Annotated in this window: 22 protein-coding genes and 2 pseudogenes; 9 read left to right on the forward strand and 15 right to left on the reverse strand. The window is 73.1% G+C overall.

Annotation, left to right across the window (positions count from 1 at the left end):
• Positions 1-287 precede the first annotated feature (287 nt).
• From AB0K60_RS14560 to AB0K60_RS14570, 3 genes are all read right to left on the reverse strand, one after another.
• Positions 288-707: a nuclear transport factor 2 family protein gene (locus tag AB0K60_RS14560; RefSeq protein ID WP_364053522.1), complete on the reverse strand. Its 420-nt coding sequence runs from the start codon at positions 705-707 to the stop codon at positions 288-290.
• Positions 708-916: 209 nt separating this feature from the next.
• Positions 917-1,447, reverse strand: coding sequence for a GNAT family N-acetyltransferase (locus AB0K60_RS14565; protein WP_364053525.1), 531 nt, complete (start codon positions 1,445-1,447; stop codon positions 917-919).
• Between the two features lie 11 nt (positions 1,448-1,458).
• Positions 1,459-2,091: a TetR/AcrR family transcriptional regulator gene (locus tag AB0K60_RS14570; RefSeq protein WP_364053528.1), complete on the reverse strand. Its 633-nt coding sequence runs from the start codon at positions 2,089-2,091 to the stop codon at positions 1,459-1,461.
• 112 nt (positions 2,092-2,203) lie between these two features.
• On the opposite strand from AB0K60_RS14570, the gene AB0K60_RS14575 reads away from it, so the two are divergent.
• Positions 2,204-2,857 (forward strand): methyltransferase domain-containing protein, encoded by a 654-nt coding sequence (locus AB0K60_RS14575; RefSeq protein ID WP_364053531.1) that lies wholly within the window; start codon positions 2,204-2,206, stop codon positions 2,855-2,857.
• A 112-nt stretch (positions 2,858-2,969) separates the two neighbouring features.
• On the opposite strand, the gene AB0K60_RS14580 is transcribed toward AB0K60_RS14575, so the two are convergent.
• Positions 2,970-3,344, reverse strand: coding sequence for a DoxX family protein (locus AB0K60_RS14580; protein WP_364053534.1), 375 nt, complete (start codon positions 3,342-3,344; stop codon positions 2,970-2,972).
• Between the two features lie 745 nt (positions 3,345-4,089).
• On the opposite strand from AB0K60_RS14580, the gene AB0K60_RS14585 reads away from it, so the two are divergent.
• A complete protein-coding gene (locus AB0K60_RS14585; protein ID WP_364053537.1) occupies positions 4,090-4,644 on the forward strand; it encodes a DUF302 domain-containing protein in 555 nt (184 codons plus the stop codon).
• A 243-nt stretch (positions 4,645-4,887) separates the two neighbouring features.
• Here the strand turns inward: AB0K60_RS14585 and AB0K60_RS14590 are convergent, their stop codons facing one another.
• The 8 genes and pseudogenes from AB0K60_RS14590 to AB0K60_RS14625 all read right to left on the reverse strand — a co-directional run bounded on the left by AB0K60_RS14590 (position 4,888) and on the right by AB0K60_RS14625 (position 12,851).
• On the reverse strand, positions 4,888-6,045 hold the full coding sequence (locus AB0K60_RS14590; protein WP_364053540.1) for an erythromycin esterase family protein: 1,158 nt from the start codon (positions 6,043-6,045) through the stop codon (positions 4,888-4,890).
• A 182-nt stretch (positions 6,046-6,227) separates the two neighbouring features.
• The gene (locus AB0K60_RS14595) at positions 6,228-6,722 is read right to left on the reverse strand and encodes an FBP domain-containing protein (RefSeq protein ID WP_364053543.1); all 495 of its coding nucleotides are present in this window, start codon (positions 6,720-6,722) and stop codon (positions 6,228-6,230) included.
• Between the two features lie 147 nt (positions 6,723-6,869).
• Complete coding sequence (locus AB0K60_RS14600) at positions 6,870-8,717, reverse strand: hypothetical protein (RefSeq protein ID WP_364053546.1); 1,848 nt, start codon at positions 8,715-8,717, stop codon at positions 6,870-6,872.
• Positions 8,695-8,973: a hypothetical protein gene (locus AB0K60_RS14605; protein ID WP_364053549.1), complete on the reverse strand. Its 279-nt coding sequence runs from the start codon at positions 8,971-8,973 to the stop codon at positions 8,695-8,697. Before AB0K60_RS14605 ends, AB0K60_RS14600 begins: the two co-directional genes overlap by 23 nt.
• A 279-nt stretch (positions 8,974-9,252) precedes the next feature.
• Positions 9,253-10,416: a hypothetical protein gene (locus tag AB0K60_RS14610; protein WP_364053552.1), complete on the reverse strand. Its 1,164-nt coding sequence runs from the start codon at positions 10,414-10,416 to the stop codon at positions 9,253-9,255.
• 457 nt (positions 10,417-10,873) lie between these two features.
• Positions 10,874-10,987: pseudogene (locus AB0K60_RS14615) on the reverse strand (tryptophan synthase subunit alpha); the annotation flags it as partial.
• Positions 10,988-11,346: 359 nt separating this feature from the next.
• Positions 11,347-11,985, reverse strand: a complete 639-nt coding sequence (locus tag AB0K60_RS14620; RefSeq protein WP_364053555.1) for a class I SAM-dependent methyltransferase — start codon at positions 11,983-11,985, stop codon at positions 11,347-11,349.
• Positions 11,986-12,317: 332 nt separating this feature from the next.
• On the reverse strand, positions 12,318-12,851 hold the full coding sequence (locus AB0K60_RS14625; RefSeq protein ID WP_364053558.1) for a DUF1062 domain-containing protein: 534 nt from the start codon (positions 12,849-12,851) through the stop codon (positions 12,318-12,320).
• 430 nt (positions 12,852-13,281) lie between these two features.
• Here AB0K60_RS14625 and lgt point away from each other — a divergent pair, with 430 nt between their 5' ends.
• The 3 genes from lgt to AB0K60_RS14640 all read left to right on the forward strand — a co-directional run bounded on the left by lgt (position 13,282) and on the right by AB0K60_RS14640 (position 15,655).
• Positions 13,282-14,208: a prolipoprotein diacylglyceryl transferase gene (gene lgt, locus AB0K60_RS14630; protein WP_364053561.1), complete on the forward strand. Its 927-nt coding sequence runs from the start codon at positions 13,282-13,284 to the stop codon at positions 14,206-14,208.
• Between the two features lie 82 nt (positions 14,209-14,290).
• On the forward strand, positions 14,291-15,250 hold the full coding sequence (locus tag AB0K60_RS14635) for a D-2-hydroxyacid dehydrogenase family protein (RefSeq protein WP_364053564.1): 960 nt from the start codon (positions 14,291-14,293) through the stop codon (positions 15,248-15,250).
• A 204-nt stretch (positions 15,251-15,454) separates the two neighbouring features.
• Positions 15,455-15,655: a hypothetical protein gene (locus AB0K60_RS14640; RefSeq protein ID WP_364053567.1), complete on the forward strand. Its 201-nt coding sequence runs from the start codon at positions 15,455-15,457 to the stop codon at positions 15,653-15,655.
• Positions 15,656-15,922: 267 nt separating this feature from the next.
• Here the strand turns inward: AB0K60_RS14640 and AB0K60_RS14645 are convergent, their stop codons facing one another.
• Entirely contained in the window at positions 15,923-16,675 is a 753-nt protein-coding gene (locus tag AB0K60_RS14645; protein WP_364053570.1) for a TetR/AcrR family transcriptional regulator, read from the reverse strand.
• A gap of 52 nt (positions 16,676-16,727) precedes the next feature.
• Positions 16,728-18,014 (reverse strand): cytochrome P450, encoded by a 1,287-nt coding sequence (locus AB0K60_RS14650; RefSeq protein WP_364053573.1) that lies wholly within the window; start codon positions 18,012-18,014, stop codon positions 16,728-16,730.
• A gap of 152 nt (positions 18,015-18,166) precedes the next feature.
• Between AB0K60_RS14650 and AB0K60_RS14655 the strand changes: the two are divergent.
• Positions 18,167-18,439: pseudogene (locus tag AB0K60_RS14655) on the forward strand (VOC family protein); the annotation flags it as partial.
• A 111-nt stretch (positions 18,440-18,550) separates the two neighbouring features.
• On the opposite strand, the gene AB0K60_RS14660 reads toward AB0K60_RS14655, so the two are convergent.
• Positions 18,551-18,964: a DUF6223 family protein gene (locus tag AB0K60_RS14660; protein ID WP_364053576.1), complete on the reverse strand. Its 414-nt coding sequence runs from the start codon at positions 18,962-18,964 to the stop codon at positions 18,551-18,553.
• 289 nt (positions 18,965-19,253) lie between these two features.
• Here AB0K60_RS14660 and AB0K60_RS14665 point away from each other — a divergent pair, with 289 nt between their 5' ends.
• From AB0K60_RS14665 to AB0K60_RS14675, 3 genes are all read left to right on the forward strand, one after another.
• A complete protein-coding gene (locus AB0K60_RS14665) occupies positions 19,254-20,384 on the forward strand; it encodes a histidine kinase (protein ID WP_364053579.1) in 1,131 nt (376 codons plus the stop codon).
• Positions 20,381-21,046, forward strand: a complete 666-nt coding sequence (locus tag AB0K60_RS14670; protein ID WP_364053582.1) for a response regulator transcription factor — start codon at positions 20,381-20,383, stop codon at positions 21,044-21,046. Before AB0K60_RS14665 ends, AB0K60_RS14670 begins: the two co-directional genes overlap by 4 nt.
• A 316-nt stretch (positions 21,047-21,362) precedes the next feature.
• The gene (locus AB0K60_RS14675; protein ID WP_364053585.1) at positions 21,363-22,403 is read left to right on the forward strand and encodes a site-specific integrase; all 1,041 of its coding nucleotides are present in this window, start codon (positions 21,363-21,365) and stop codon (positions 22,401-22,403) included.
• The last annotated feature ends 115 nt before the right edge of the window (positions 22,404-22,518 follow it).

Consider the following 22,518-nt stretch of genomic DNA (forward strand, 5'->3'; position numbering starts at 1 on the left):
CCCCCTGGGGCGCGGTCGGGGAACACCGGCCGGCGAGCGCGGCCACGGGCGGCCGGAACCGCGATGGGGCGGAGTGTCACAGGCGGCCATGCCGCGACTGCGACTCCCCGCCCGATCAGACCGGACGGTCAGGCGGGGATCACGCCAGCGGTCGAGTGACCCCCTGGGGCGCGGTCGGGGAACACCGGCCGGCGAGCGCGGCCACGGGCGGCCGGAACCGCGATGGGGCGGAGTGTCACAGGCGGCCATGCCGCGGCCGCGACTCCCCGCCCGATCGGGCCGGACGGTCAGGCGGGGATCACGCCATCGGCGGTGAGGCCGGCCAGGACGGCCTCGCCGAGTGCGGTGACCGCGGAAAGGGGCCGGACCATGACGGTGAGTTCGGCGATGCGGCCCTGGTCGTCGAGCTGGAACAGGTCGATGCCATGGATCTGCTTGCCGCCCACGACCGCCCGGAAGATCAGGATCCGCGCCGCGGTCAGAGTGCCCTCCATGACGGGCTCGGCCTCGCCTTCGAGGGCTCCGACGTAACGGAAGTCCTCGAAGGTGCGCATCAGCACGCCGAGCAGTCCCCGTACCGCGTCGGCTCCCTCGAAAGGAGTGAACTTGACCGGGCTGTAGAGACGCACGCCGGGGGCGAGCAGGGCGGCGGCGGCGTCGAGATCACGTCGTTCCGCCGCGTCGCGGAAGCGGTCAACGGTGTCCATGAAGACTCCTTCGTCGGTCGTCGAGCGGACTGGTGCCGTGGCCGAATCGCCCCGCCGGGTCGATCGTCCCGGCCGCGAGACGGCGCGCGCCGGTGCGCCGGCGCGAACCCTCGCCATGCGTACGCGCCCGATCCGATGAACGTGTGCGGACATCGCACCGGTCATACCAACACACGTCGAAGCCGGATCTTGAGGCGGGATCGTGGCGATCACACCGGCGCCAGGCGCTTGTAGTAGAAGCTGCAGTCCTCCAGGTTGCCGCGCGGGTCGGCCGCGTAACCGGGGACGATGCCGTATCTGGTCCAGCCGGCCGAGTCGTACAGGCGGTCGGCGGGGGTGCCGGTCACCGTGTCCAGCAGCAGGAGGGTGAGCCCGGCCCGTGCGGCGGCCTGTTCGGCGGTGTGCAGCAGGGCGCGGCCGAGTCCCTGGCCGCGGGCGGCGGGATGGACCATGAGCTTGACGATCTCGGCGCGATGGGCGCCGTTCGCCTTGCCCGCCCGGGCCAGGCCCACCGTGCCGACGATCTCACCGCCGGCGGAGGCGCGGGCCGCCCAGACGGTGAGCAGGCCCTGCGACACCTCCGGGTGCCGTGCCCGCCACCAGTCGGTCGCCGCGTCGTGGCCGAAGGGGTGCAGAAAGCCCACGGAGGCGCCGCGGGCGACGACGTCGGCGAGCAGTCCGCCCAGTTCCTTGACGCTGCGGGCGAACTGTTCCGGTGACAGCCGTTCGATGGTGTGCAATCGGATCCTCCTCATCGGCGGGGTGGCGGGGCGATGGACGCCGTGCGCGGCCGTTCCAGCAGGGCCTGCACGCCGGGCACGACGGCCGCGCGGAAGGCGTCGTCCAGTTCGGCCGGGGTCGCGTCGATCTCCTCGTCCACCCATTTGACCAGAAGGGCCAGGAACGCGCCGACGACACAGGTGACCACGAGGTCCAGCCGGGGCGACGGCTGCGCGCCCCGGGCGAGCAGTTCGTCGCGCACGGTTTTGTGGAGCAGGTGCTCGCCGTGCGCGATCGCCTGCCCGCCGCCGCGCCTGCCGATCAGCGCCCGGACCAGGTCGCGCCGGTCGCGGACGTGCTCCAGCATTCCCCTCGCGAACGCGAACAGCGAGCCCGCCGGATCCGGGGTCGGACGCAGGAACGCGATCTCGTCCAGGTTGGCGCGCAGCACCGCCTGCTTGCCGTCGAAGTGCGCGTAGAAGGTCGAGCGGCCCACGTCGGCCCGGTCGATGATGTCGGTGACCGTGACCGGCTCGTACCCCTTCTCCAGGATCAGCTCCACCAGCGCGCGCTGGATCGCCTGCCGGGTGCGGCGCACCCGGCGGTCCGCCTTGCCGGGCCCGGGGCGGGCGGCGTCGTCGGCGGCTACCGGTTTTCCGGACATCTGACCGCTTCCTGTTCAGTACGGCACAGCCGGGCAGAAGCGGGTGTTGACCGTACGCTTCCACTGAACACAGCATTCAGAACCGAACGGTTTGTTCGAGAGGAGAGACCTGATGATCCTGGGCAAGCTACTCCACAACCATGCCAAGCATCACGAGGCGGGCGGGACGATCGACCGTCCCCGCGTCTACGACGTGGTCGCCCAGGTGGGCTTCCTCGGGCGGCGGCGCGAGATCTTCACCCGGCTCGCGGCGCTGTCGGGGGTACGCCCGGGCCACCAGGTGCTCGACGTCGGCTGCGGCACCGGTTACCTGACCAGGATCCTGTCCCAGGTCGCCGGCCACGCCGGGCACGTCACCGGCGTCGACCACTCCGCCCCCATGATCGAGTACGCCCGCGGCAAGGCCCCGGACAACTGCTCCTACCTGCCGGGCGAGGGCCAGGAACTCGATCTGCCGGACGAGCGTTTCGACGTCGTCGTCTCCAGCCTGGCCCTGCACCACATCCCGGCCGACCGGCGCGGCGACGCCGTACGGGAGATGTTCAGGGTGCTGCGCCCGGGCGGACGCCTGCTGATCGCCGACTACCGCCCGCCCGCCAATCCCCTGCTCGCCCGCCTCGCCGGGCTGGTCACCGGCCCGGCTATGCGCCACGACCCGCGCGAGTCGCTGCGCGAGCTCGTCGCCCAGGCCGGCTTCCGCCTTCAGGACCAGGGCGACCTGCCGATGGCGCTGTGCTATGTGCGGGCGGCCCGTCCCGCCGGATGACGGCGAGTCCGGACCGGCCGGGGCGCAGGCGCCCGGTCGCGGACCTCGCATTCCGGCCGGCCGGTCCCCCGGCGTTCGTTGCCCGGCCCGGCCGCCGCGCCGCCCGCGTGCGTCAGAAGGCGTACGGGCCGAAACGCCCCCAGGCGACGACGGCGGCGAGCAGCAGGAGCACCAGGTTCACGCCGACCATGGGGTACTCCGAGCGGCGGACGTGCGTGATCATCGCTCCGATCATGAGCAGGACCAGGCCGAGGGCGGCCAGCGGCGCGAGCACCGGGGCGATGTCCGTGACGGGCGGAAGGAGCAGCCCGACCGCGGCCAGGACCTCCAGAACGCCGATGGCCTTGACCACGCCGGAGGAGAAGTCCGCCGTCCATGCCAGGCCGGCGGAGGCGAGGTCCTCCTTCGTCCGTACGACCTTCATGATGCCGCTGACCAGGAACAGCAGCGTGAGCAGTCCGGCGATCACCCAGAGGACGGTGTTCATCGGGTTCCGTTTCGTTCAGGCTGTGGCGCCCGGCACCACAACGGTTGAATGCTCAAGCCCGAATCTAGAGCCGGATGACGATCACCATCAAATCATCTGTGACGCCGACCATTCAGCCCGCCGTTCCAGTGAGTGGATCACCCGGACGCGGGGAGCCTGTAAGACTGCTGTCATGGAGTACACGCGATTGCGTTAGAGCAGGTCAGGATCCCCGTGTCGAGGCACGATCACCTTCGTTCTGCCGCAGTAATGCGTACACCTCGTTCATGATCACGGGTGGGGTGATCCAGGTCAGGGTGGCACGGCGCGGGCGGCTGCCGCGGTGAATCCGGTATTTACTGCGGCGGCGGTGTCGGCAGAGGCGTGGGCGCGCCCGTGGCTCTCCCCTGACCCGATCATCCTGGCCAGCCCGGTCACCACCGGCACCTGACCCCCTGGCGCCCGCCGGACCAGCAAGCTCCCAGCTCATATCGCTGGACGCGCCGGTGTGCTTGGCGATCACGTATCCCCTGTGCATCGCGGGAAGGCCGAACCCTCGAATGCCGCTCCCGCGCACCCTGGCTTGCGACTTACAAGTTCCATGCGTAACGTCCCAGGTAGAGGGGCTTTTGTCTCGGAAGTCATGTCGGTCGGCGGTCCTTTCCTGGAGTGGATGTCAGGAACCGCGCCATGTGCCATGGCGACGCCGGCTCCGCCCACGGAGCTCGCTGCCACACCGGCCCGCACTGGTGAAGGGGGAATCACCATGACGGCCACCCAGACCCACCCTGTTCAGGACGTCGCGCGCGAGGTCCACCGGCTGACCGTGGACACGGGCATGCCGTTCGCGGCCTTCCGGGAGGAGTACGAACGGGCGGTGCCGCCGCTCGACATGGTGGAGTACGAACGCCTGCGCCTGTCGGGTGCCGGCTGGGACGCCGTTCTGCGGACCGCCGCGGAGAACGCGCCGCACGGCTTCATGATCTTCTGGAGCCTCGACAACACGGCCATCATGCACGGCTCCGGTGACCGGTGGCACAGCGTGCAGTATTTGATGGGCAACCACACCATCGCCCAGCGGATGTTCCACCACGATCCCGGTGTCCTGCTCTACGCGCCGCTGCGCACCACGATCTATGAGGACGCCGGTGGGGTGACGCGCTTCTCCTTCGACCAGCCGAGCGCCCAGTTCGCCTCCTTCGGCGATCCTGAGATAGCGGCCGTCGGCGTCGAACTCGACCGGAAGGTCGCCGCCCTCCTCGACCACCTCGGCGTGCCCGTGCCGGAACGGCTCGTCGCGGCGGGCGCCGGTACGAGGTGAAGACGGGGTGGCGGGCATGGAGACGAGGTTCCTCGCGAGGGCCGACGACCCAGATCTCCTTGCGGCCCGCCGCAGACCCACAGTTCCGGGTCCATATCGACCGCGGCTGATCGTGCCCGCCGAGGATCGGCGAAAGATTCGCCATCGACCGGATGGATGCCGTCCCTGACCTGCTCTAACGCAATCGCGTGTACCTGGTGACAGCGGTCGTACAGGCTCCCCGATGTTCCCGGTTCGCGACCGTCACCGGGGTCCGGCGACCTGTTTGAGGAAGACGACGCCGTCGATGTGGTCGAGGCGGGCCGGGTCGAGGGGGAAATAGGCGAAATCCTGGGATACGCGCTGCACGGGCCGGGCCAGCGACCCGGCGAGGCGGCGGGCGTCGATGAGCGCGTGGTCCCAGGGAAGCGTGGACAGGGCGCCCTCGACGGTGTCCGGGGGCGGGGTGTCGTCGCCGAGGGTGCCGAGGGCCGAGGCGAGGAAGGCGTACCGGTCGCGCAGGTGGGTGGCGGCGAGCGCCCCGGCGCTCCACCATCGCAGCACCCGGTCGCCGAACGGCATGCGGCTGCTGTGGCGCTGCAGGTGGAGGTTGTGGCCGAAGACCAGGGCCGGGCCGCGCTCGGCGATGGCCCGGAGGTTGGCGGCCATCATCGCGTCCCGCAGGGCCGACAGCCGGGGCCAGCGGTGCGGGGAGTCGTCGGCCATCTGGTCGTGGTAGCGGAGCAGGCCGACGGCGGTGCGGGCGTACAGTTCCGCCCGCTCCCTGTCCGGTGCGCTCAGGCCGGGCGCCTGCGTCTCGAGCAGGGCCACCAGGTCGTCGGCGATCAGCCGCAGCCGCCGGGCGTCGGCGGACCGGCCGATCGACCGGGACGGGTCGGTGGCCGTGGCCTCGTCCGACCACCGCTCGTCGGGGCCGAGGAGCGCGTCGAGGGTCTCGGCGGTGCAGGGCAGCGGGCCGTCGAGCAGGTCGTACAGGGCGGTGAGCGCCTGGCGCGGGCTGGCCGCCCAGTACTCCAGCGGGCCGTCGAACCCGTAGAACCGGATCTTGTCGTCGTGTTCGGCGTTGTGGGCCCGCATCCAGCGCACGAGCTCCCGGTTGGCCGCGGACGCGCCGAAGCCGTGGCTGAAGCCGCGTTCCATGACGTCGTCGAGCGCGCCCGCGCCGCCGGTGACGTACTCGTCGACCACCAGGCCCGCGAGGCAGTCGCTCTCGATGGCGAACGCCCGGTAGCCCTCGTGCTCGACCAGATGCCGGAAGATCTCGTTGCGCGCCTCGCCCAGTTCGCCGACGAAATGCCTGGCCTCGCCGAGGCCGAGCAGCAGGGGCTTGGCGGGTCGCCGCCGCAGGAACGCCGAGACGGCCGTGCCGTCGAGGGGTCGGGCCGTGTCCCTGATATCCATACCTTCAACGGTATCGTTGAAGTTTCGATTGAAATCTTTTGCGGAATTCACCTGACGTTTTCGCTGGAAACCTTCAAATCGTGGTGCAGCCGCAGGTCGGCCGGCCCGGCCCGCGATCCCCCGGGCGCCGCCCGCTTGGGCGGGCCTCGCCGGCGGCGGCCCGGGCCGAGGCGGGGCGAGGGTCAGGACAGCACCTTGTCGAGGAAGGCCGTCAGCTTCTGCCTGGTGCGGTCGATCTGCTGCTCGACGGTCAGGGTCTCCTCAAGCCGCCCGCCCAGATCCGGGATCTTCTTGCCGCGTACGTACAGGGAGCAGGCCAGGTCGGTGCACACGTACACGCCGACGGAGTTGCTGTCGCGCCCGGCCTGGCCGGCTCGGCGGGCCGTCATCAGCGACACCCCGCCGGTGGGATGGGTGGTCAGGCACAGCGAGCACATGGCGCGCTGGGCGAAGTTGCGCCGCTGGGCCGACAGCCGCAGCGCCACGCCCACGACGTCGTCGCCCCGTTCGGTGACGATGTAGGCGCGGTCGAGGGTGCCGGGGTCGCGCCAGCCCAGGAAGTCCAGATCGTCCCAGGGCCGCTCGTCGAGGTCGCGCGGCAGCGCCATGCGCTTGGCCTCGCCCTTGGAACAGTTGACGAAGGACGCGCGAACCTGCTGCTCGGTGACTGGTCTCATGCCGCCGAACGCTAGCCCTTCCTAGGAACATTAGGCAAACGATTAATTGCCCTAGGCAGCTGCGGCGGCGGCCCGTGCGGGCCCGCCGGAGAGGGCGGCGGGCCAGATCGTGGCGTGCACCCGCCGGCCGGGGCTCCCGGCCGGCGGCTATGCCTGATCGCGCGGGTCATACCGGCAGACGGTGCCGGTGCGGACCGCGCGGTCGAGGTGGGCCCCCAGATCGGGCACGCTGTCCCCGATCCGCCGGATCGCGTCCCGGATCCGGGCCGTCACCGCCTTGCGGGCGCGTTCGGCGGCGGTGGCGCCCAGTGTTCTCAAGGCCCCGCCCGGCCGCGTCGCCCGGCGCAGCTCGGCGAGCAGCCGCTCACGCTCGTCGGCGGCCCTCTCCCGGCGGGCCAGATCGTGCCGCCGTTCCGCCTCGGCCAGCTCGTCGCCGAGCTCGGCGAGGCGGCGGCGGTACGCGGCGAGCGCGGCCCGGTCCAGCACCGGGGCGCCGGAGTCGGCGGGCGGCGCGCCTCCGGCCAGGTCGAGCGCGGGCAGGCCGACGCCGGGGCTGGCGAGCAGCCTGGCCAGGTCGTGAAGCCCTTTGGCGTCGCGCAGAAAGGCCGTGTGGCCGCGGAAACCGACCCGCCACAGGTCGCCCACGCGTACCAGCTCGACCTCGTCCGCGGGCGGGCCGGCGGGAGCGGGCGGCGGGCGGTCGCGGTCGAGGGCGGCGAGCGCCGCGGCGGTCTCCCGCTCCCACAGGCGCGCCCCGAGGCGGCGGTGGACGTCGAGCGCCCGGCCGAGCCAGCGGCGTGCCGTCTCCGGCTCGCCGAGGGCGGCGTGCAGGTTGCCGACCGTGTGCGCGTGGGCGCCCATGAAGCAGACCAGGGCGCCGTTGACCGCGCAGGTTCCGGCGATCGGCAGCAGGTCCTCCAGCAGGCGTGTGCACAGCGGAAGGTCGCGCAGCGCGATCGCGGCGACGGCGAGCTCGCCGACGAACACCGACCACAGGTACGACCGGTCCGCGCGCAGGCCGTCGAGGGACAGCACCACGCCGAGTTCCCGGCGGGCCCCGTCCAGGTCTCCGGCGCGGGCGAGGAACCCGGCGGCGACGGCGTGGGCGTGCGCGGGGACGCCCACCCACCACCGTACGGCGTCCGCGGCGGTGCGCCGCAGCTCGTCCGGCTCGCCCCGGGCCCGCGCCACCTCCAGGCGCTGCGACATCCGGACGTTGCCCGCGTCGCCGTCGCCCACCTGCTCGCCGAGCTCGGCCGCCCGCGCGCTCAGCCGCTCACCGGCGTCGACGTCCCCGTCGAGCAGCGCGAGCGCGGCCAGCCGGGTCTGCAGCAGGTAGTCGTGGCGGGGCTGGCGCAGCCGCCGGGTGAGGTGCTCGTACTCGGCGGCGGTGGCGCGGAAGGCGGGCGACCCCGCCTCGAGCTGGGCGCTCGCGGCGAGCAGCAGGCCCTGGGCGCGCCGTTCGGGATCGGCGGCCCGCTCGGCGAGGTCGGCGATCTCGGCGGCGATCGCGGCCCGCCGTTCGGCGGTGCCGGGCGTCCAGAGCACGTCGTGGTGGGCGAGCAGGCAGGTGGCGAGGGTGGCGGGGTCGTCGAGGGCGCGGGCGATCGTCACCGCCCGTTCGGCGAGTGGCCGGGCCCGCGGCCGGTCCTTCGGCACCGAGTGCTGCAGTTGCCGGGCCAGGGCGGCGGTCACCTGCGCCTCGGCCGCGGTCGCGGTGCCGGCCAGCGCCCGCCGCGCCCGGTCCAGGGCCGAGACGAGCTCGGTGCGCGGCATCGCGAACCGGGCGCCGATCCGGTCCAGGCCGAGCGCGACCGCGCCGATCCGGTGCGGGTCGCCGCCGTCGGCGCGGGTCCAGGCGAGGTCGAGCAGTTGCCTGGCCCGGGTGGCGTCCCCGGCCCGCAGCCACAGGTCGGCCTCGGCGGTGAGCACGTCCACCAGGTCGGGGTCGGCCAGCCGGTCGCCGGCGACGCTACTTCCGCCACCGCCGTTCATCGGCGTCGTAGACGCTCAGCTCGCCATGCCGGGACGTGAGGCCGGGAAGGTCCGTCGGCCGGTCGCGTAGCTCGGCGTCGAGGCAGCCGATCGTCACCTCGGTGATGATGCGGTTGCCCTCGGTGCGCCCGAGAGCGCCGACCGGCGACGGCACCGGTGCCATCCACATGGGGGCGTCGGTGAAGGTGGCGTGGGCGGTGCCGGGGATGGTGAGCAGGTAGCCGGCCGTCGCGCCGCGTGCGAGCATCCGCTTCACAGCGGGGGGTGTTCGGGATTGTCCTCCAGCCCGATCCGCTGGGTAAGCGCCGGCGCCGGCTGGTCGTACGGCCCGGGGGCGGCCTGTCGCCGACGCCCTCACGCAGAAGGCGCCCCTGGACCTCATCGCGCGGACACCGAGGGAAGTGCCGGGGCCTTGCTGAACCGCCAGGCGCGGCCGGGGCTTCTGCATGGTGATCAGCTCGCCGACCGCGTGAACCCAACCGGACCATCGCGGGCCGCTGCGCGGCGAGCGTGCAGGTGAACGCCCTGCCGCCGATCAACTCCGCCCGGGATCACCCGCGTCACGATGCTCCGGGCCTGGATCCGCAGGAGGGGACGTGGCGCTCCGGCGCGCCTGCCGCTCGGCGTCGGCGAGGGCGGCGCGGGACCGGGCGAGCTCGTCGCGCAGACGCTCGGTCTCCGCGCGGGCGATGGTGGCGGCCTGTTCGGCCACGGCGGCGGCGGTCGCGGCCTGCTCACGCTGCCGTTCGGCGTCGGCGAGGGCGGCGCGGGACCGGGCGAGCTCGTCGCGCAGACGCTCGGTCTCCGCGCGGGCGGCGGTGGCGGCCTGTTCGGCCACGGCGGCGGCGGTCGCGGCCTGCTCACGCTGCCGTTCGGCGTCGGCGAGGGCGGCGCGGAGCCGCTGCAGCTCCTCGGCGTGGGCCGCAGCGGCCCCCCGGGCCTGGTCGCGTTCCTGTTCGGCGTCGCGCGTGCGATCACGCTGCTCGGTCAGGCTCCGCCGGGCCTCGGCGAGTTCCTCGGCCCGGGTGGTCAGGGTGCGCTCCAGTTCGGCGACGCGGTCGGAGAGTTCGGCGGCCCGGCGCCGCTCGGCCTCACCCTCCTGTACGGCCAGCCGGCGCTGCGCCTGCGCGGCTTCGGCCGCCCGCCGGGCCTGTTCCGCGTCGCGTTCGGCGTGATCCCGGGCGGTGGCGTGCTCCCCGGCCTGCTGCCAGGCCTGCCGTGCCCGCTCCTCGGCCCGATCGCGTTCCTGCTCGGCGCGCAGCCGCTCCTGACGCGCCGCGGTCACCTGCGCGGCGGCGGCGTTGGCGGCGGTCACGGCACGCTGCTCGGCCGCCGCCGCGGCGGCCCGCGCCTCCTCGGCCGCGTGCTCGGCCGCCTCGACCTGGGCCAGCGCCCCCGTGCTCAGCTCGGCCAGCTGCGCGCGCAGCGCCTCCTGCGCGGTGAGCCACCGCTCCCCCGCCGCCAGCAGCGGCGCGAGCAGCTCCTGCGCGCGCAGCATCGCGCCGACGACCGGCGCGGCGTGGGCGGTGGTGCGGGCCCGGTACGCGGCGGCGCGGCAGGCGTCGCTGCAGTAGCGGGCCCGGCTGCTGCGCCCGGGCAGCGTGTTGGCGCAACCCGGCCCCGCACAACGCGGCGGCTCCTGCCCGTCCGGCTCCCCGCCCGTCTCCCGCGCCCCGGCGTCTCGCTCTTCGGTCGCCACAACCCGATCTTAAACGTTCAGTCGTACGAACGCACGCTTCCGAACGTACGAAAACGATACTGATCGAAAACTTGACCTCCGATAACATCACTTATCAGAGGTCAGCATCCTGGAGTCTCCGCCTGCTCCGGCAGGGCGCACAAACCCAGATTCCGGCACGATTCGGTCGCCAGGCGGGACCCGCATCCTCCACCAGATCGATGTCGATCCATGCGTCCCACCGCTCAGTCTGCCGCCTTGGCCGACCAGCCGGAACTCCCTACGGCACCGACACCGGAACATCCACGGCAGGTACCGGCCGGATACACCCGCGGCTGACGGCCGTCCCATTCGGGAACGGCCCTCCTCGAGGGCCGGCCGTGCAGCACCAGGTTGTAGTAGGTAGGTGCTGGCGACCAGCGGCACGCCCAGGTCCGGCATGCCGGACAGGTCGGCGAGAATCCGGCGCGTGCTCGCCCCCCCGGGCCAGTGCCGCCTCGTTCGCCCGCTGGATGGTGACGCCGTCCAGCGTGGGGTCGGAGAAGGGCAGGCCGACCTCGATCGCGTCCGCCCCCGCGTCGGCGAACGCCCGCAGGTAGTCCGTCCAGCCGGGGGTGATCCCCCCGGTGACGTACGGCATGAGCAGACCGAGGCCGCTGTCGCGGCGGGCGCCGAACCCTCCGCACGGTCCAGCGCCGCACGAAGCGATCTGCATGGGATTGTGAATAGATCGGGCGTGATGAGGAGGCAGGCACGACTGTCACGATCAAGGCTTCGACACCCTCATGATCGTGAAGGTCGTGCCTGCTACGTATTCCGGTCGGCCGCCTCACAAGATCCGGACATCAGGCCTCAAACCGCGACTACGCCGGAGCCTGGGTGGCACCGGTGACCGGTGCCGTCTGGTCGGCGACAGCCTTGCGCACGTGGGTTTCCCGTTCCGGGAGGCGGTCAGCGGATGCGCCGGGCGTGCAGGACGGTGTCGTGGATGGTTGCCGGCTCCCCGTCGGGTGCGGTCGCGGTACGCGCCCGCGCCGAGCGGGTCAGGACGGCCCATCGCGATGCCGGCAAATCGGCCGCCAGGTCGTCGGCGGTGTAGAAGAGGTCGGGCTCCGGCGGCCGGGGCACGGCGGTGCCGAGGTCGCTGGGATGGTGCCCGATGATCAGCAGATGGCCGCCGGGGGCGACCCGGGCGGCCAGCGCGGCGAAGACCCGCCGCCGTACCACGCTCGGGAAATGCAGGAAGGCCGCGGTGACCAGATCGTAGGCCGCGGCGTCGTCGCCGGGCTCGGCGCTCCAGGAGCGCACGTCGTCCTGCCGCCAGGTGATGCGATCGGCCAGATGCTCGGGCGTGTGCGCCTCGGCGCGGCGCAGGGCCTGGGCGGAGAAGTCCACCGCGGTCACCTGCCAGCCCTGCGACGCCAGCCACAGGGAGTCGGCGCCTTCCCCGCACCCCGCTTCCAGGGCGGTGCCCGGGGTGAGGGCGGCGGCTTCTTCGACCAGCGCGGCGTTGGGGTCGCCGCTCCACAAGCGCTGGGTGGAGCCGTAGCGCTCATCCCAGTACGCCGCGGTGAAGCGGGAATCCGTCATCGCATCTCCTTTGGACGTTGCCTGATCGTGCCGGGACGCGCTCTTGGCGGGGCGTCTGCGACCACGCTGGAGGCGGTACGGTGACACCGCCAAATATCTTTGCCGTTCCGGCAAATCCGGACACGGCCGGAGGCGCGGCCGCGCTGGTGGCGTTCGACCGTGTCCGGGGCCGGGATGTTCGTCACCGGAGGAACCGGAGCATGCCCCGGCCTTCAGGACCCCGTTGGGGATCTCTTATCCCAGCCATTGTGTTCATTCAGCCCTCACATCGACACCGACAGTGAGATTCGGTGCGGGCGGCGAAGGTGGGGGAGGATGTCAAGCGAGCCCTTTCACGCGGCGGGCATGACGACGAACGAGAAATCCGTGCTCGTGGTACGGCCGAGCGGTATGCCGCATTTGATCCGGCGCCTGACCTCGCCCCTGCCGATCCCGAGCCCTTGGGCGATCAGCTGCTCGGGCCGGACGGGCACGGGGTCGGCGAAACCGACGTCCACCCGGTACGGCCACGCCGTCTCGACGGCCTGGGACTCCGGCTCCCAGGCGCCGCCCCAGTCCAGGGCGAACCGGTTGCGCCGCGCCACCGCGGGATCCAGGACCACGCGGGCGACGAGCGCCTCATCGTTGTTCTCGTACGCGCGAAGCCGGGCCGCCCCCAGCGACCGGACCGGAACCCGCTCATGGACCGTGATCTTCGAGGTGCGGTCGCAGCGGACGCAACGCACGAGCAGCCACACGTCAAGCAGCCTGCCGTTGGCGTTGACGCGGAACCTGCCGTCGCCGGCGGTGGCCGCCCCCGCCCGGCAGTCCAGGCAGCGCAGGGCGAGCAGCGGCAGCCGTACCATCCGCACGGTCCAGCGCAGCACGAATTGCTCTTTATGGGATTGTGAGGACATGAATCTCTCTGAGACCTGACACAGAACGCTGAGCAGCCAGGACGGCCCGGCGAGTTCAGGGCGGCCCGGCGAGACCGGCCGACAAAGGCCGGCGACAAAGCGCGCGAAAGAAAATGTCAGGCGGCGAGAGCAGGCGGCGTCACGCGACGGTCCTCACGACGAATTCGATGATCCCGGACGCACGCTATTGGCCCGCCGGTCGCGCCCGCAAGCGAAATTCCGCCGCCTCCCGCCGCCCACCGGCGAGGGCCTCCCGGCGCTCCTGCCGGGCATCCCCGGGCGTATCGCCCCATCGAAACCGCCGCCGGATGCCGCGGCGGCACCCGCGCCTCGTCACAGAAAGCAGGCGAATAGATCACAAAGATGGTTAATCGGGCTTCCACCGACTAGCGTCACCGGCATGCCCCTTGCCGCGATTCCCAGCCCTTCCCAAGGAGTCTGGTATCTGGGATTCATCCCGATCCGGGCCTACGCGCTGTGTTTCATCGTCGCGATCGGCTTCGGCATCTGGCTCAGCGAGCGCCGCTGGCGCGCCCGCGGCGGCGAGAAGGGCACGATCACCGACATCGCCGTCCCCGGCGTGATCTTCGGCCTGATCGGCGCCCGCCTCTACCACGTGATCACCGACTGGCGGTTGTACTTCGGCCCACAGGCGATCAAGGAGCCCTACCGGGCGCTGTTCATCTGGGAGGGCGGGCTCAGCATCTGGGGCGCGGTCGCCCTCGGCGGCGTGGGCGTGTGGCTGGCCTGCCGCCGCCGCGGCCTGTCCCTGAGCGCCATCGCCGACACGGTCGCGCCCGGCATCGCGTTCGGGCAGGCGATCGCCCGCTGGGGCAACTGGTTCAACCAGGAGCTGTACGGCTCCCCGACCACGCTGCCGTGGGGCCTGGAGATCGACCAGGCGCACGGCGGCGAGCCGGGCGTGCTCTACCACCCGACGTTCCTGTACGAGTCGCTGTGGGACGCGGCGCTCGGCTTCGGCCTGATCCTGGCCGCACGGCTGCCTGCGCTGCGCCACGGACGCCTGTTCGCCGTCTACGTCGCCGGCTACACGCTGGGCCGGTTCTGGATCGAAGGGCTGCGCATCGACCCGGTGGGCGGAGTCGACCACGCCGCGACATTCCTGGACCTGCGCATCAACCAGTGGACCTCGATCGTGCTGTTCGCCGGCGCGCTGATCTACCTGTGGGCGACCCGCGGCAAGGACACCGAGGAGATCGTCACACCGCCCCCGCCCCCCGGCACGGCGCAACCCGCCGACGCGAAGGTCCCGTCCTCGCGCCCGGAGAACGTCGGGCAGGCCCCCGCGCCGGCCGAGGACACCTGACACGCCGCCGTACGGCGGTGCCGCCGCCCGGCGATCAGGGGCACCGAGGTCCCGGGCCGCACGCGGCGCGTACGATGACCGCATGAAGATCGTCGTACTGGACGACTACCAGCGGGTGGCCCGCGACCTGGGCCCCTTCGACTCCCTGACCGGAGACGAGGTGGAGGTGCTGCACGAGCACATCGCCGACCTCGACGAGCTGGCCGCCGCGCTGCGCGGCGCGCAGGTCGTCGTCGCGATGCGCGAGCGGACGCCCTTCCGGGCCGAGACGTTCGACCGGCTGCCGGACCTGCGCCTGCTGGTGACCACGGGCATGACCAACGCCGCCATCAACCTGGCGGCGGCCGCGGCCCACGGGGTCACGGTCTCCGGTACGGCCACCTCCGGCTCGGCCAAGAGCTCCAACACCGCCGAGCTGACCTGGGCGCTGATCCTCGCCTGCCGGCGGCACGTGGTCGCCGAGGACCGGGCGCTGCGCGAGGGCCGCTGGCAGACAACCGTCGGCACCGACCTGGCCGGCGGCACCCTGGGCGTGCTCGGCCTGGGCCGGCTGGGCACGCAGGTGGCGCGGATCGGCCAGGCCTTCGACATGCGGGTGATCGCCTGGAGCCGGAACCTGACGCCCGAGCGGGCGGCCGAGGCCGGCGCGACCTGGGTGCCCAAGGACGAGCTGCTCGCCTCCAGCGACGTCCTCACCATCCATCTCAGGCTCAGCGACCGGACGACCGGCCTGATCGGCGCGGCCGAACTGGCCGCGATGAAACCCACCGCGATCCTGGTCAACACCTCGCGCGGGCCGATCGTGGACGAGAACGCGCTGGCCGCCGCGCTGACCAACGGCACGATCGCCGGCGCGGGCCTGGACGTCTACGACACCGAGCCGCTGCCCGCCGACAGCCCGCTGCGGGACGCGCCCAACACCGTGCTCCTGCCGCACCTGGGGTACGTCACCGAGGGCGGATACCGCTCGATGTACACCCAGGCCGTCGAGGACATCCAGGCGTGGCGGGCCGGCTCCCCGATCCGGGTGCTGACGGTTTGACGTGCGCTCCGCCTGCCCGTTTACATCGCCCGAGGCGACGGATGGTTGTATCCGGAGACATGGCGGTGCGCAGCGGGAAGGTCGCCGGGGCGGCGGTTCCGGTGGTTCTGGGCCGCGTACGCGATCAGCACGTTCGGCACCTGACTCGCGTTCGACGCGTTCGCCCTGATCGCGATCCTCGTCCTGAAACCTGAACCCGCCGAGGTGTCGGCTCTGGCCGCCGCGGCGCTCGCGGTCGGGGCGCTGGTGGTGGTGCCGCTTGGGCCGTGGGTGGAGTTCCGGCGCAAACGCCCGGTGGTGATCGCCATGGACCTGATCCGGTTCGCGGCGCTGAGCGCCGTCCACACGCTCACCGCCCTCGCATCGGGCGTTCGCGAACAGCCCGAAGGTCCTCTCCGCCGATGAGACGCGGGATCCACCCGGGCCGCAGGGGACGCCTCGCCCTGTAGGACGCGGTCGGTGGAATGGCGGCACCACGTCACGTACTGGTCAAAACCGTCCTGTACGGCTCTCACCGTGGAGGAAATCCCACATCACACGCTGACCGCGGCCATGTCGCCACGCTCACGGTCCTTCCCACGGGCACCCGACCCACATCGGCGGCCGAGGGCACCGGGCCCGTCCGCAGCGCTCCCCGGCCATCAGGCCGGGGAGCGCGTCAACCGTACCGCCCTACACGGCCGGGCGGCCGGGCCGGTCCAGACCCGCGGCGAGCTCGGCGATCGCCGTGTCGAACCGCCGGCCGAGCAGCGCCGGGTCGGGCGGCTCGCCGGAGCCCGCGGTCTGGTGGACCCACTGGTCCAGGACGACGCGAAGCGCGGCGAGAGCGGCCGCCGCGCACACGGACGGATAGACGTCGTCGGCGGGCGGCCCGGCCTCCGAGGGCGCGCCGGGCCGCGCCCCCAGGTGCCCGATACGCTCGGTGATCGCCTCGGCCAGCGCCTGCTCCTGCGCGACGAGCATGGCCAGATGCCGGGGCGCCAGCGTGGGCGCGGCACGGATCAGCCGCAGCGCCCGGACGTAATCGCGGTCGGCGGCGGCGCTGCGGCCCAGGACGGCCAGCACCGCCTCGCGAAACGCCTGCAGGACCGTTTCGGTCCCCGGCCGGGACCTGAACTCGGTGATGAGCTCCCGCGCGGCGGCCTCGACGGAGGCCACGACCGCCTCCTCCTTGCTGGAGAAGTAGTTGAAGAAGGTACGCAGCGCGATGTCGGCCTCGTCGGCGATCTGCTCGACGGTGACGTTCTCCACGCCGTGCCGCAGGGACAGCCGCAACGCGGCCTCGCGGAGCGCGGCGCGCGTGGCCTGCTTCTTGCGCTCCCGGCGGCCGAGGACGGGCGCCGCGCCATCCGGCCCGGCAGGCGTCACCGGCGGGTCGCCCGAAGGCCCGGATGACGAGTCGCCGGGCGAGCCGGTATCCGACACGGCGTGCACCCTCACATCCTCCCCCAAATCCTCCCCGGCGTCGCCGCGTGCCTCACGACCAGGTGACCGGCAGCGAGTGCACGCCGAAGATGAGCATCTCGTCGCGCAGCGGCACCTGATCGGGGCTCACGGCGAGCCGCAGGCCGGGCAGGCGGGTGACGAGCTCGCCCAGCCCGATGCGCATCTCCATGCGGGCCAGCTGATGCCCCAGGCACATGTGGGCGCCGTGCCCGAAGGCCAGGTGCGGCACGCGCGGACGGCCCAGGTCGAGCCTGTCGGGATCCTGCCAATGCCCGGGGTCGCGGTTCACCTCCGGCGTCGCGATCACAACGGTGGCACCCGCGGGCAGTTCGACGCCGCCCAGGGTGACGGGCTCTGTGGCGACCCGGCTGACGCCGAGCTGAATGATCGACAGGTGACGCAGCAGTTCCTCGACCGCGTTGTCGATCAGGGACGGATCGGCGCGCAGCGCGGCAAGCTGATCGGGATGCTCCAGCAGGGCGAAGGTGCCGAGGCTGAGCATGTTGGCCGTCGTCTCGTGCCCGGCCCCCAGCAGCACGGTGGCGATGTCGACGAGCTGGGCGTCGGTCAGGGGCGGGTCGGCGTCGTGGATGAGGCCGGACAGCAGGTCGTCGGCCGACTCGGCGCGCTTGGCCGCGACCAGGCGTTGCATGAACGCGTACAGCTCGGCGCCCGCGACGGCCCGTTCCTGCGGGGAGGCGGCGGCGTTGAGGGCGATGGAGGTGCGCTCCTGGAACTCGGCGCGGTCGGCGTAGTCGACGCCGAGGAGCTCGCAGATCACCAGCGAGGGCACCGGCAGCGCGAACGCGGGCACGAGGTCGGCCTCGGTGCCGGCCGCCTTCATCGCCTCGATGTGCTCGACGCTGATCTCGGCGACCCGCGACTCCAGCTCCCGCATCCGCCGTACGGTGAACTGGCCGGTCAGCAGCCGCCGGATCCGGGTGTGCTCGGGCGGATCCATGAAGACGAACAACCCGTCCTCGCGGCTGTGCACGGGCGGGCCCTGCGGCAGGGTGCCGGCGGCCAGCTCGGCCACCTCGTGCGGCTGCAGCGACATCGCCTCGCGATGGCGCACTCTGTCGGCGCTGAAGCGCGGGTCAGACAGCACGGCGCGGGCCTCCTCGAAGCCGGTCACCAGCCAGGCCCGGGCACCGTTGAGCAGGTCCAGCGGCTGGACCGCACCCCGTCCGCGGCGCGCCCGCAACCCGGCCGGCGGGTCGAACGGGCAGCGTCCCCGTTCGAGCAGGTCGGCGGGCAGGGTCTGCCGCGTGTCAGTGGGGCTGGCGGCGGGTGCCTCTGTCGCCGGACTGTCGGTCATCGCCCATCCTTTCCCCGGGCGTGACCTCGCACCAGGCCGCCCGTAACCGAAGGCACGTCCTCCCACGACCAAAGATACACGACGCGCATCATTGCATGCCGTGCATGTTTTGCCCGTAACGCCGCGCCGCGCACACGGCTCTCACCGGCCCGATCCGCCTACACCGCGGTCGCCGCTTCCGATCTCGCCGACCGGGAGCGCCTCGCCGCCGCCCGCCGCGCCCCGGCGCGGGCCCGTCCTTCGGACACGTCGCGATCACGGTCGCCGACCTCGACCGCGCCCTCGCCTTCTACCGCGACCGCCTCGGCTACCGCCTCATCGGCACACTCGCCCAGCCCACCGACCCCCGCGGCCTCCGCATCCACTACCTGCGCGCCGGCGCTGCCGTACTGGAAGTCTCCGGGTATCCACGGCTCCCCGACATGGCCGGGCGACACCCCGACATCAGCGCGCGACCGGCGGCCCGCCCGGTTCCTCGGCCCGGTGGACGACGAGCCGCCCTGTCCGGCCCGCCGTCGCCTGAGGCGGGACCACCCTCATCCGGTACGGCGGACGCGGGTCAGGGCCAGCCCGCCGACCACCGCCCCGGCCACTCCCACGACCAGGGCGGCGTACCCCCCGACGATCCCGTAGCCGGTGCCGGGACCGCCCTCGGCGGCGGCCACGACCAGACCGCCGACGACCGCTCCGGCGACCCCCGCGCCGACGGCGGCGACGGCACCCCTCTTCCCGGCTCCCGCGCCGCGGCGGGAGCGGGCCAGCGCGACCGCGCCGGCGACCACCCCGGCCAGCCCCACCAGCGTGGCCGCCACGGCCCACACACGGCCGGGGGTCCACGTGGCCGGGCTGACGGGGCCCGGTGTGACCATGACGAGCACGGCCGCCGGCACGGCGGACCCGGCTCGCCGGAGCACGGCGGACGCGGCGGCGGGCAGGTGACGGACGGGCATACGCACGGGCATACGCACGGACATACGCGTGGGCATACGCGCAGGCGTACGGACAGGCATACGGATGGGCATGGGACGCTCCCTTCTCCGGGGACCGGCAGATGACCCGAGCATGTCCGCCGCAGCCCCGCCGGTCGTCCCCTCGGCGCGGGCAATCCGCCCTGCCGCCGATGCCGCAGCCCGCTGCCGCAGATGTCGCACAATCAGCGGAAATACCGCCCGTGCGGTACCCGGCCGATCGTCCTCGCGAAGGAGCCGCCCCCGCCGGGCGCCGGGCTAGGGTGCAGCCATGGGCAGGGGACGGATCGGGGCCGCCGACTGGGCCATCGCCGTCGGAGCGGCGACGGCCCTGCTGGTCACCGGGCTGTCCGGGCCACTTCCCGCCACGTCCCCCGGCCTGTCCCTCGGCCCGCTCGCGTACGCGCCGCTGATCGCCGGCGGCCTGGCACTGGCCGCGCGGCGCCGGGCCCCGGTCCTCGTGCTGGCCGTGACGGGGCTGCTCGCGCTGTGCCACCAGGCCCTCGGATTCGACGTGCCCGCGATCGCGTATCTGGTCGCGGTGTACGCGGCGATGCGGTCGGGGCACCGCGTCGCCACGGCGGTGAGCGCGGCCATCATGCTGGCCGCCCTTCCGCTCGCGGCCCTGGTCTCCGGCCTGCACGACACCGGCGAGGCGTTCGCGCATGCCAGAGGCGCACTCGAGATCGCCTGGCTGATCGCGGCCGCCGCCGCGGGGGAGGCGCTGCGGCAGGCCGAGCGCCGGGCGGACGAGGCCGAACGCACCCGCGAGGAGGCCGCGCGGCGCCGCGCCGGGGAGGAGCGGCTGCACATCGCGCGGGAACTGCACGACTCGCTCACCCACCAGATCTCCGTGATCAAGCTGCAGGCCGAGGTCGCCGTCCACCTCGCCCGCAGGCGGGGCGAACCCGTCCCGGAGGCCCTGCTGGCGATCCTGGAGGCCGGCCGTGAGGCGTCCCGGGAGCTGAGGGCGACCCTGGAGGCGCTGCGCGACGACGGAAAAAGCCCGCCGCACGGGCTCGACCACGTCCCCGAATTGGTGGAACGCGCCCGCGCCGGCGGGCTGGACGCCAGGCTGACGATCGAGGGGGAACGCCCCGAGGTCCCCGCCGCGGTGGACCGGACCGCCTACCGGATCGTCCAGGAGTCGCTGACCAACGTCGCCCGCCACGCCGCCGCCACGACCGCGTCGGTCCGGATCGACTACCGTCCCGGTGCCCTGGTCATCCGGGTCGACGACGACGGCACGGCCACCCCGGACGCCGCCCCCGCGCCCGGCGTCGGGCTCCTCGGGATGCGCGAACGGGTCACCGCCCTCGGCGGACGCCTGCGGGCGGCGCCGCGCCGCGAAGGCGGCTTCACCGTACAGGCCGAACTGCCCGTGGAGCCGGCGCCGTCATGATCCGTGTCCTGCTCGTCGACGACCAGCCGCTCATCCGCAGCGGATTCCGCGCCCTCCTCGACATCGAGAACGACATCGAGGTCGTGGCCGAGGCCGCCGACGGCCGCGAGGGCCTGGCCCTGGCCGCGAAGCACCTGCCCGACATCGCGCTCATCGACATCCGGATGCCGCTCCTGGACGGCATCGAGGTGACCCGCCGCATCGCCGCGGACCCGGCCATGTCCGGGGTGCACGTCGTCATCCTCACCAACTACGGCCTGGACGAGTACGTCTTCCACGCCCTGCGCGCCGGCGCCGCCGGCTTCCTCGTCAAGGACATCCAGCCCGAGGACTTCCTGCACGCCATCCGCGTCGCCGCCCGCGGCGACGCCCTGCTCGCCCCGTCGATCACCCGCCGCCTGATCGACCGGTACGTCACCACCCCGCCACCCGGCGCCCTCACCGGCAGGGGACTGGAAGACCTGACCAACCGCGAACGCGAGGCCGTCGCCCTGGTCGCGCGGGGCCTGACCAACAATGAGATCGCCGAAGCCATGGTGATCAGCCCGGCGACCGCGAAAACGCACGTCAACCGGGCCATGACCAAGCTCCGCGCCCGCGACCGCGCCCAGCTCGTGGTGTTCGCCTACGAATCCGGCCTGGTGACCCCGCGCGGCTCCTGACGCTCCGGCCCCGGGCCGGCCGTCAATGATGCCTGCCGGATCGGCGGAAGACGGCGAACGCGGCCACGGCGCCGGCGGCGAGGAACGGCACCCCGAGCAGGATGACGTAGAACCGCCCTAGAATCGGCCAGGTGCCGGCCGGTCGTGACCGGCAGCGGCCCGCCCGGCGGCGAATCGCCCGCCCCCGCCCTGCTCCACAGGGATCCCTCTGCGGACGGGACCCCCCGAAGGTCCCTGAGAGCAGAGCCGGGTGGGAATCCTGCCGGACAGGCGGGGGATCATGCGCGGCGGCGACGAGCCAGGACGGAAGACGGACATGAGCCAGGACGCAGGGCCGGTGCCGGTGGAACGCCCCTCCCCCGCCCCGGCCCTGGGGCCGCGGACGGCCGAGGGCCACACCGCCGCCGACTTCGCGCTCAGCCCAGCCGCCCGTGCCCGCATCGCCGACGGAGTCCCGGCCAATACCCGCCGTGCCTACACCCGGCAGTGGGCCGCCTTCGCGGGCTGGTGCGCCGGGCAGGGCCGTGTCGCGTTGCCCGCCACCGGCCAGACCCTGGCCGAATACACCCACCACCTGTGCGCGGCCGGGCAGGCTCCGGCCAGCATCGAGCAGGCGATCGCGGCCGTGCGCACCATGCATCGGCTGTCGGGCCACACCGGTGAACCGCCGACCGAGGGTGCGCGGCTGGCGCTGCGCGCGTACAAACGCGAGCGGGCCGGGAACGGGGGCCGCGGGCGGCGGGAGGCGCCGCCGATCACCATCGACGCGTTGCGCGCCATGGTCGATGTGTGCGACCTGGACACGGTGATCGGCCTGCGGGACCGGCTGCTGATCGTGCTCGGGCTGGCCCTGATGGGCCGCCGCAGCGAACTGGTCGCGCTCACCCGCGACGACGTGCGCGAGGTCGCCGACGGCCTGGAGGTGACGATCCGCACGTCCAAGACCGACAAGGACTCCCGGGGTGAGATCGTCGCCGTCCCGCGCGGCAGCCATCCGCTCACCGATCCCGTCACCGCCTGGCGGCAGTGGCTGGCGGTCCTGGACGAGCAGGGCCACACCAGCGGACGGCTGCTGCGCCGGGTCAACCGGCACGGCACGATCGGCGCCTCCCTCAGCGCCGAGGCGGTCAACGTCATCGTCCGCGACCTGGCCGTGCGCGCCGGGGTGCCCGCCGCGCACGCCGTCACCGCGCACAGCCTGCGCGCCGGCGGCGCCACGGTCGCCTACGCCGCGGGCGTCCCGGTCTCCGTCATCGCCAGGCACGGCCGCTGGGCCCCCGCCTCCCCGGTGGTCCTGCGGTACATCCGCGCCGTCGACCGCTGGCGCGACAACGCCATGCGCGACGTCGGCCTCTGATCATCGGCCGGTACGGCCCGCCCGCCGTCCCGGCGACGGGAACCGGGACGGCGGGCGGGACCGATCCTCGCCGCCGTGCGCGCAGGCGACACGGCCGGCAGGGACCGGTACTCCG

Origin of the sequence: Thermopolyspora sp. NPDC052614 (assembly GCF_040678635.1) — a bacterium.
Taxonomy (GTDB): Bacteria; Actinomycetota; Actinomycetes; order Streptosporangiales; family Streptosporangiaceae; genus Thermopolyspora.

What these genes read in the sequence shown, in the direction of transcription:
- AB0K60_RS14560 (WP_364053522.1), bottom strand. Translation starts at nt 707, where the DNA reads ATGGACACCGTTGACCGCTTCCGCGACGCGGCGGAACGACGTGATCTC.
- AB0K60_RS14570 (WP_364053528.1), bottom strand. Translation starts at nt 2,091, where the DNA reads ATGTCCGGAAAACCGGTAGCCGCCGACGACGCCGCCCGCCCCGGGCCC.
- AB0K60_RS14575 (WP_364053531.1), top strand. Translation starts at nt 2,204, where the DNA reads ATGATCCTGGGCAAGCTACTCCACAACCATGCCAAGCATCACGAGGCG.
- AB0K60_RS14580 (WP_364053534.1), bottom strand. Translation starts at nt 3,344, where the DNA reads ATGAACACCGTCCTCTGGGTGATCGCCGGACTGCTCACGCTGCTGTTC.
- AB0K60_RS14585 (WP_364053537.1), top strand. Translation starts at nt 4,090, where the DNA reads ATGACGGCCACCCAGACCCACCCTGTTCAGGACGTCGCGCGCGAGGTC.
- AB0K60_RS14590 (WP_364053540.1), bottom strand. Translation starts at nt 6,045, where the DNA reads ATGGATATCAGGGACACGGCCCGACCCCTCGACGGCACGGCCGTCTCG.
- AB0K60_RS14595 (WP_364053543.1), bottom strand. Translation starts at nt 6,722, where the DNA reads ATGAGACCAGTCACCGAGCAGCAGGTTCGCGCGTCCTTCGTCAACTGT.
- AB0K60_RS14600 (WP_364053546.1), bottom strand. Translation starts at nt 8,717, where the DNA reads ATGAACGGCGGTGGCGGAAGTAGCGTCGCCGGCGACCGGCTGGCCGAC.
- AB0K60_RS14620 (WP_364053555.1), bottom strand. Translation starts at nt 11,985, where the DNA reads ATGACGGATTCCCGCTTCACCGCGGCGTACTGGGATGAGCGCTACGGC.
- lgt (WP_364053561.1), top strand. Translation starts at nt 13,282, where the DNA reads ATGCCCCTTGCCGCGATTCCCAGCCCTTCCCAAGGAGTCTGGTATCTG.
- AB0K60_RS14635 (WP_364053564.1), top strand. Translation starts at nt 14,291, where the DNA reads ATGAAGATCGTCGTACTGGACGACTACCAGCGGGTGGCCCGCGACCTG.
- AB0K60_RS14650 (WP_364053573.1), bottom strand. Translation starts at nt 18,014, where the DNA reads ATGACCGACAGTCCGGCGACAGAGGCACCCGCCGCCAGCCCCACTGAC.
- AB0K60_RS14660 (WP_364053576.1), bottom strand. Translation starts at nt 18,964, where the DNA reads ATGCCCGTCCGTCACCTGCCCGCCGCCGCGTCCGCCGTGCTCCGGCGA.
- AB0K60_RS14665 (WP_364053579.1), top strand. Translation starts at nt 19,254, where the DNA reads ATGGGCAGGGGACGGATCGGGGCCGCCGACTGGGCCATCGCCGTCGGA.
- AB0K60_RS14670 (WP_364053582.1), top strand. Translation starts at nt 20,381, where the DNA reads ATGATCCGTGTCCTGCTCGTCGACGACCAGCCGCTCATCCGCAGCGGA.
- AB0K60_RS14675 (WP_364053585.1), top strand. Translation starts at nt 21,363, where the DNA reads ATGAGCCAGGACGCAGGGCCGGTGCCGGTGGAACGCCCCTCCCCCGCC.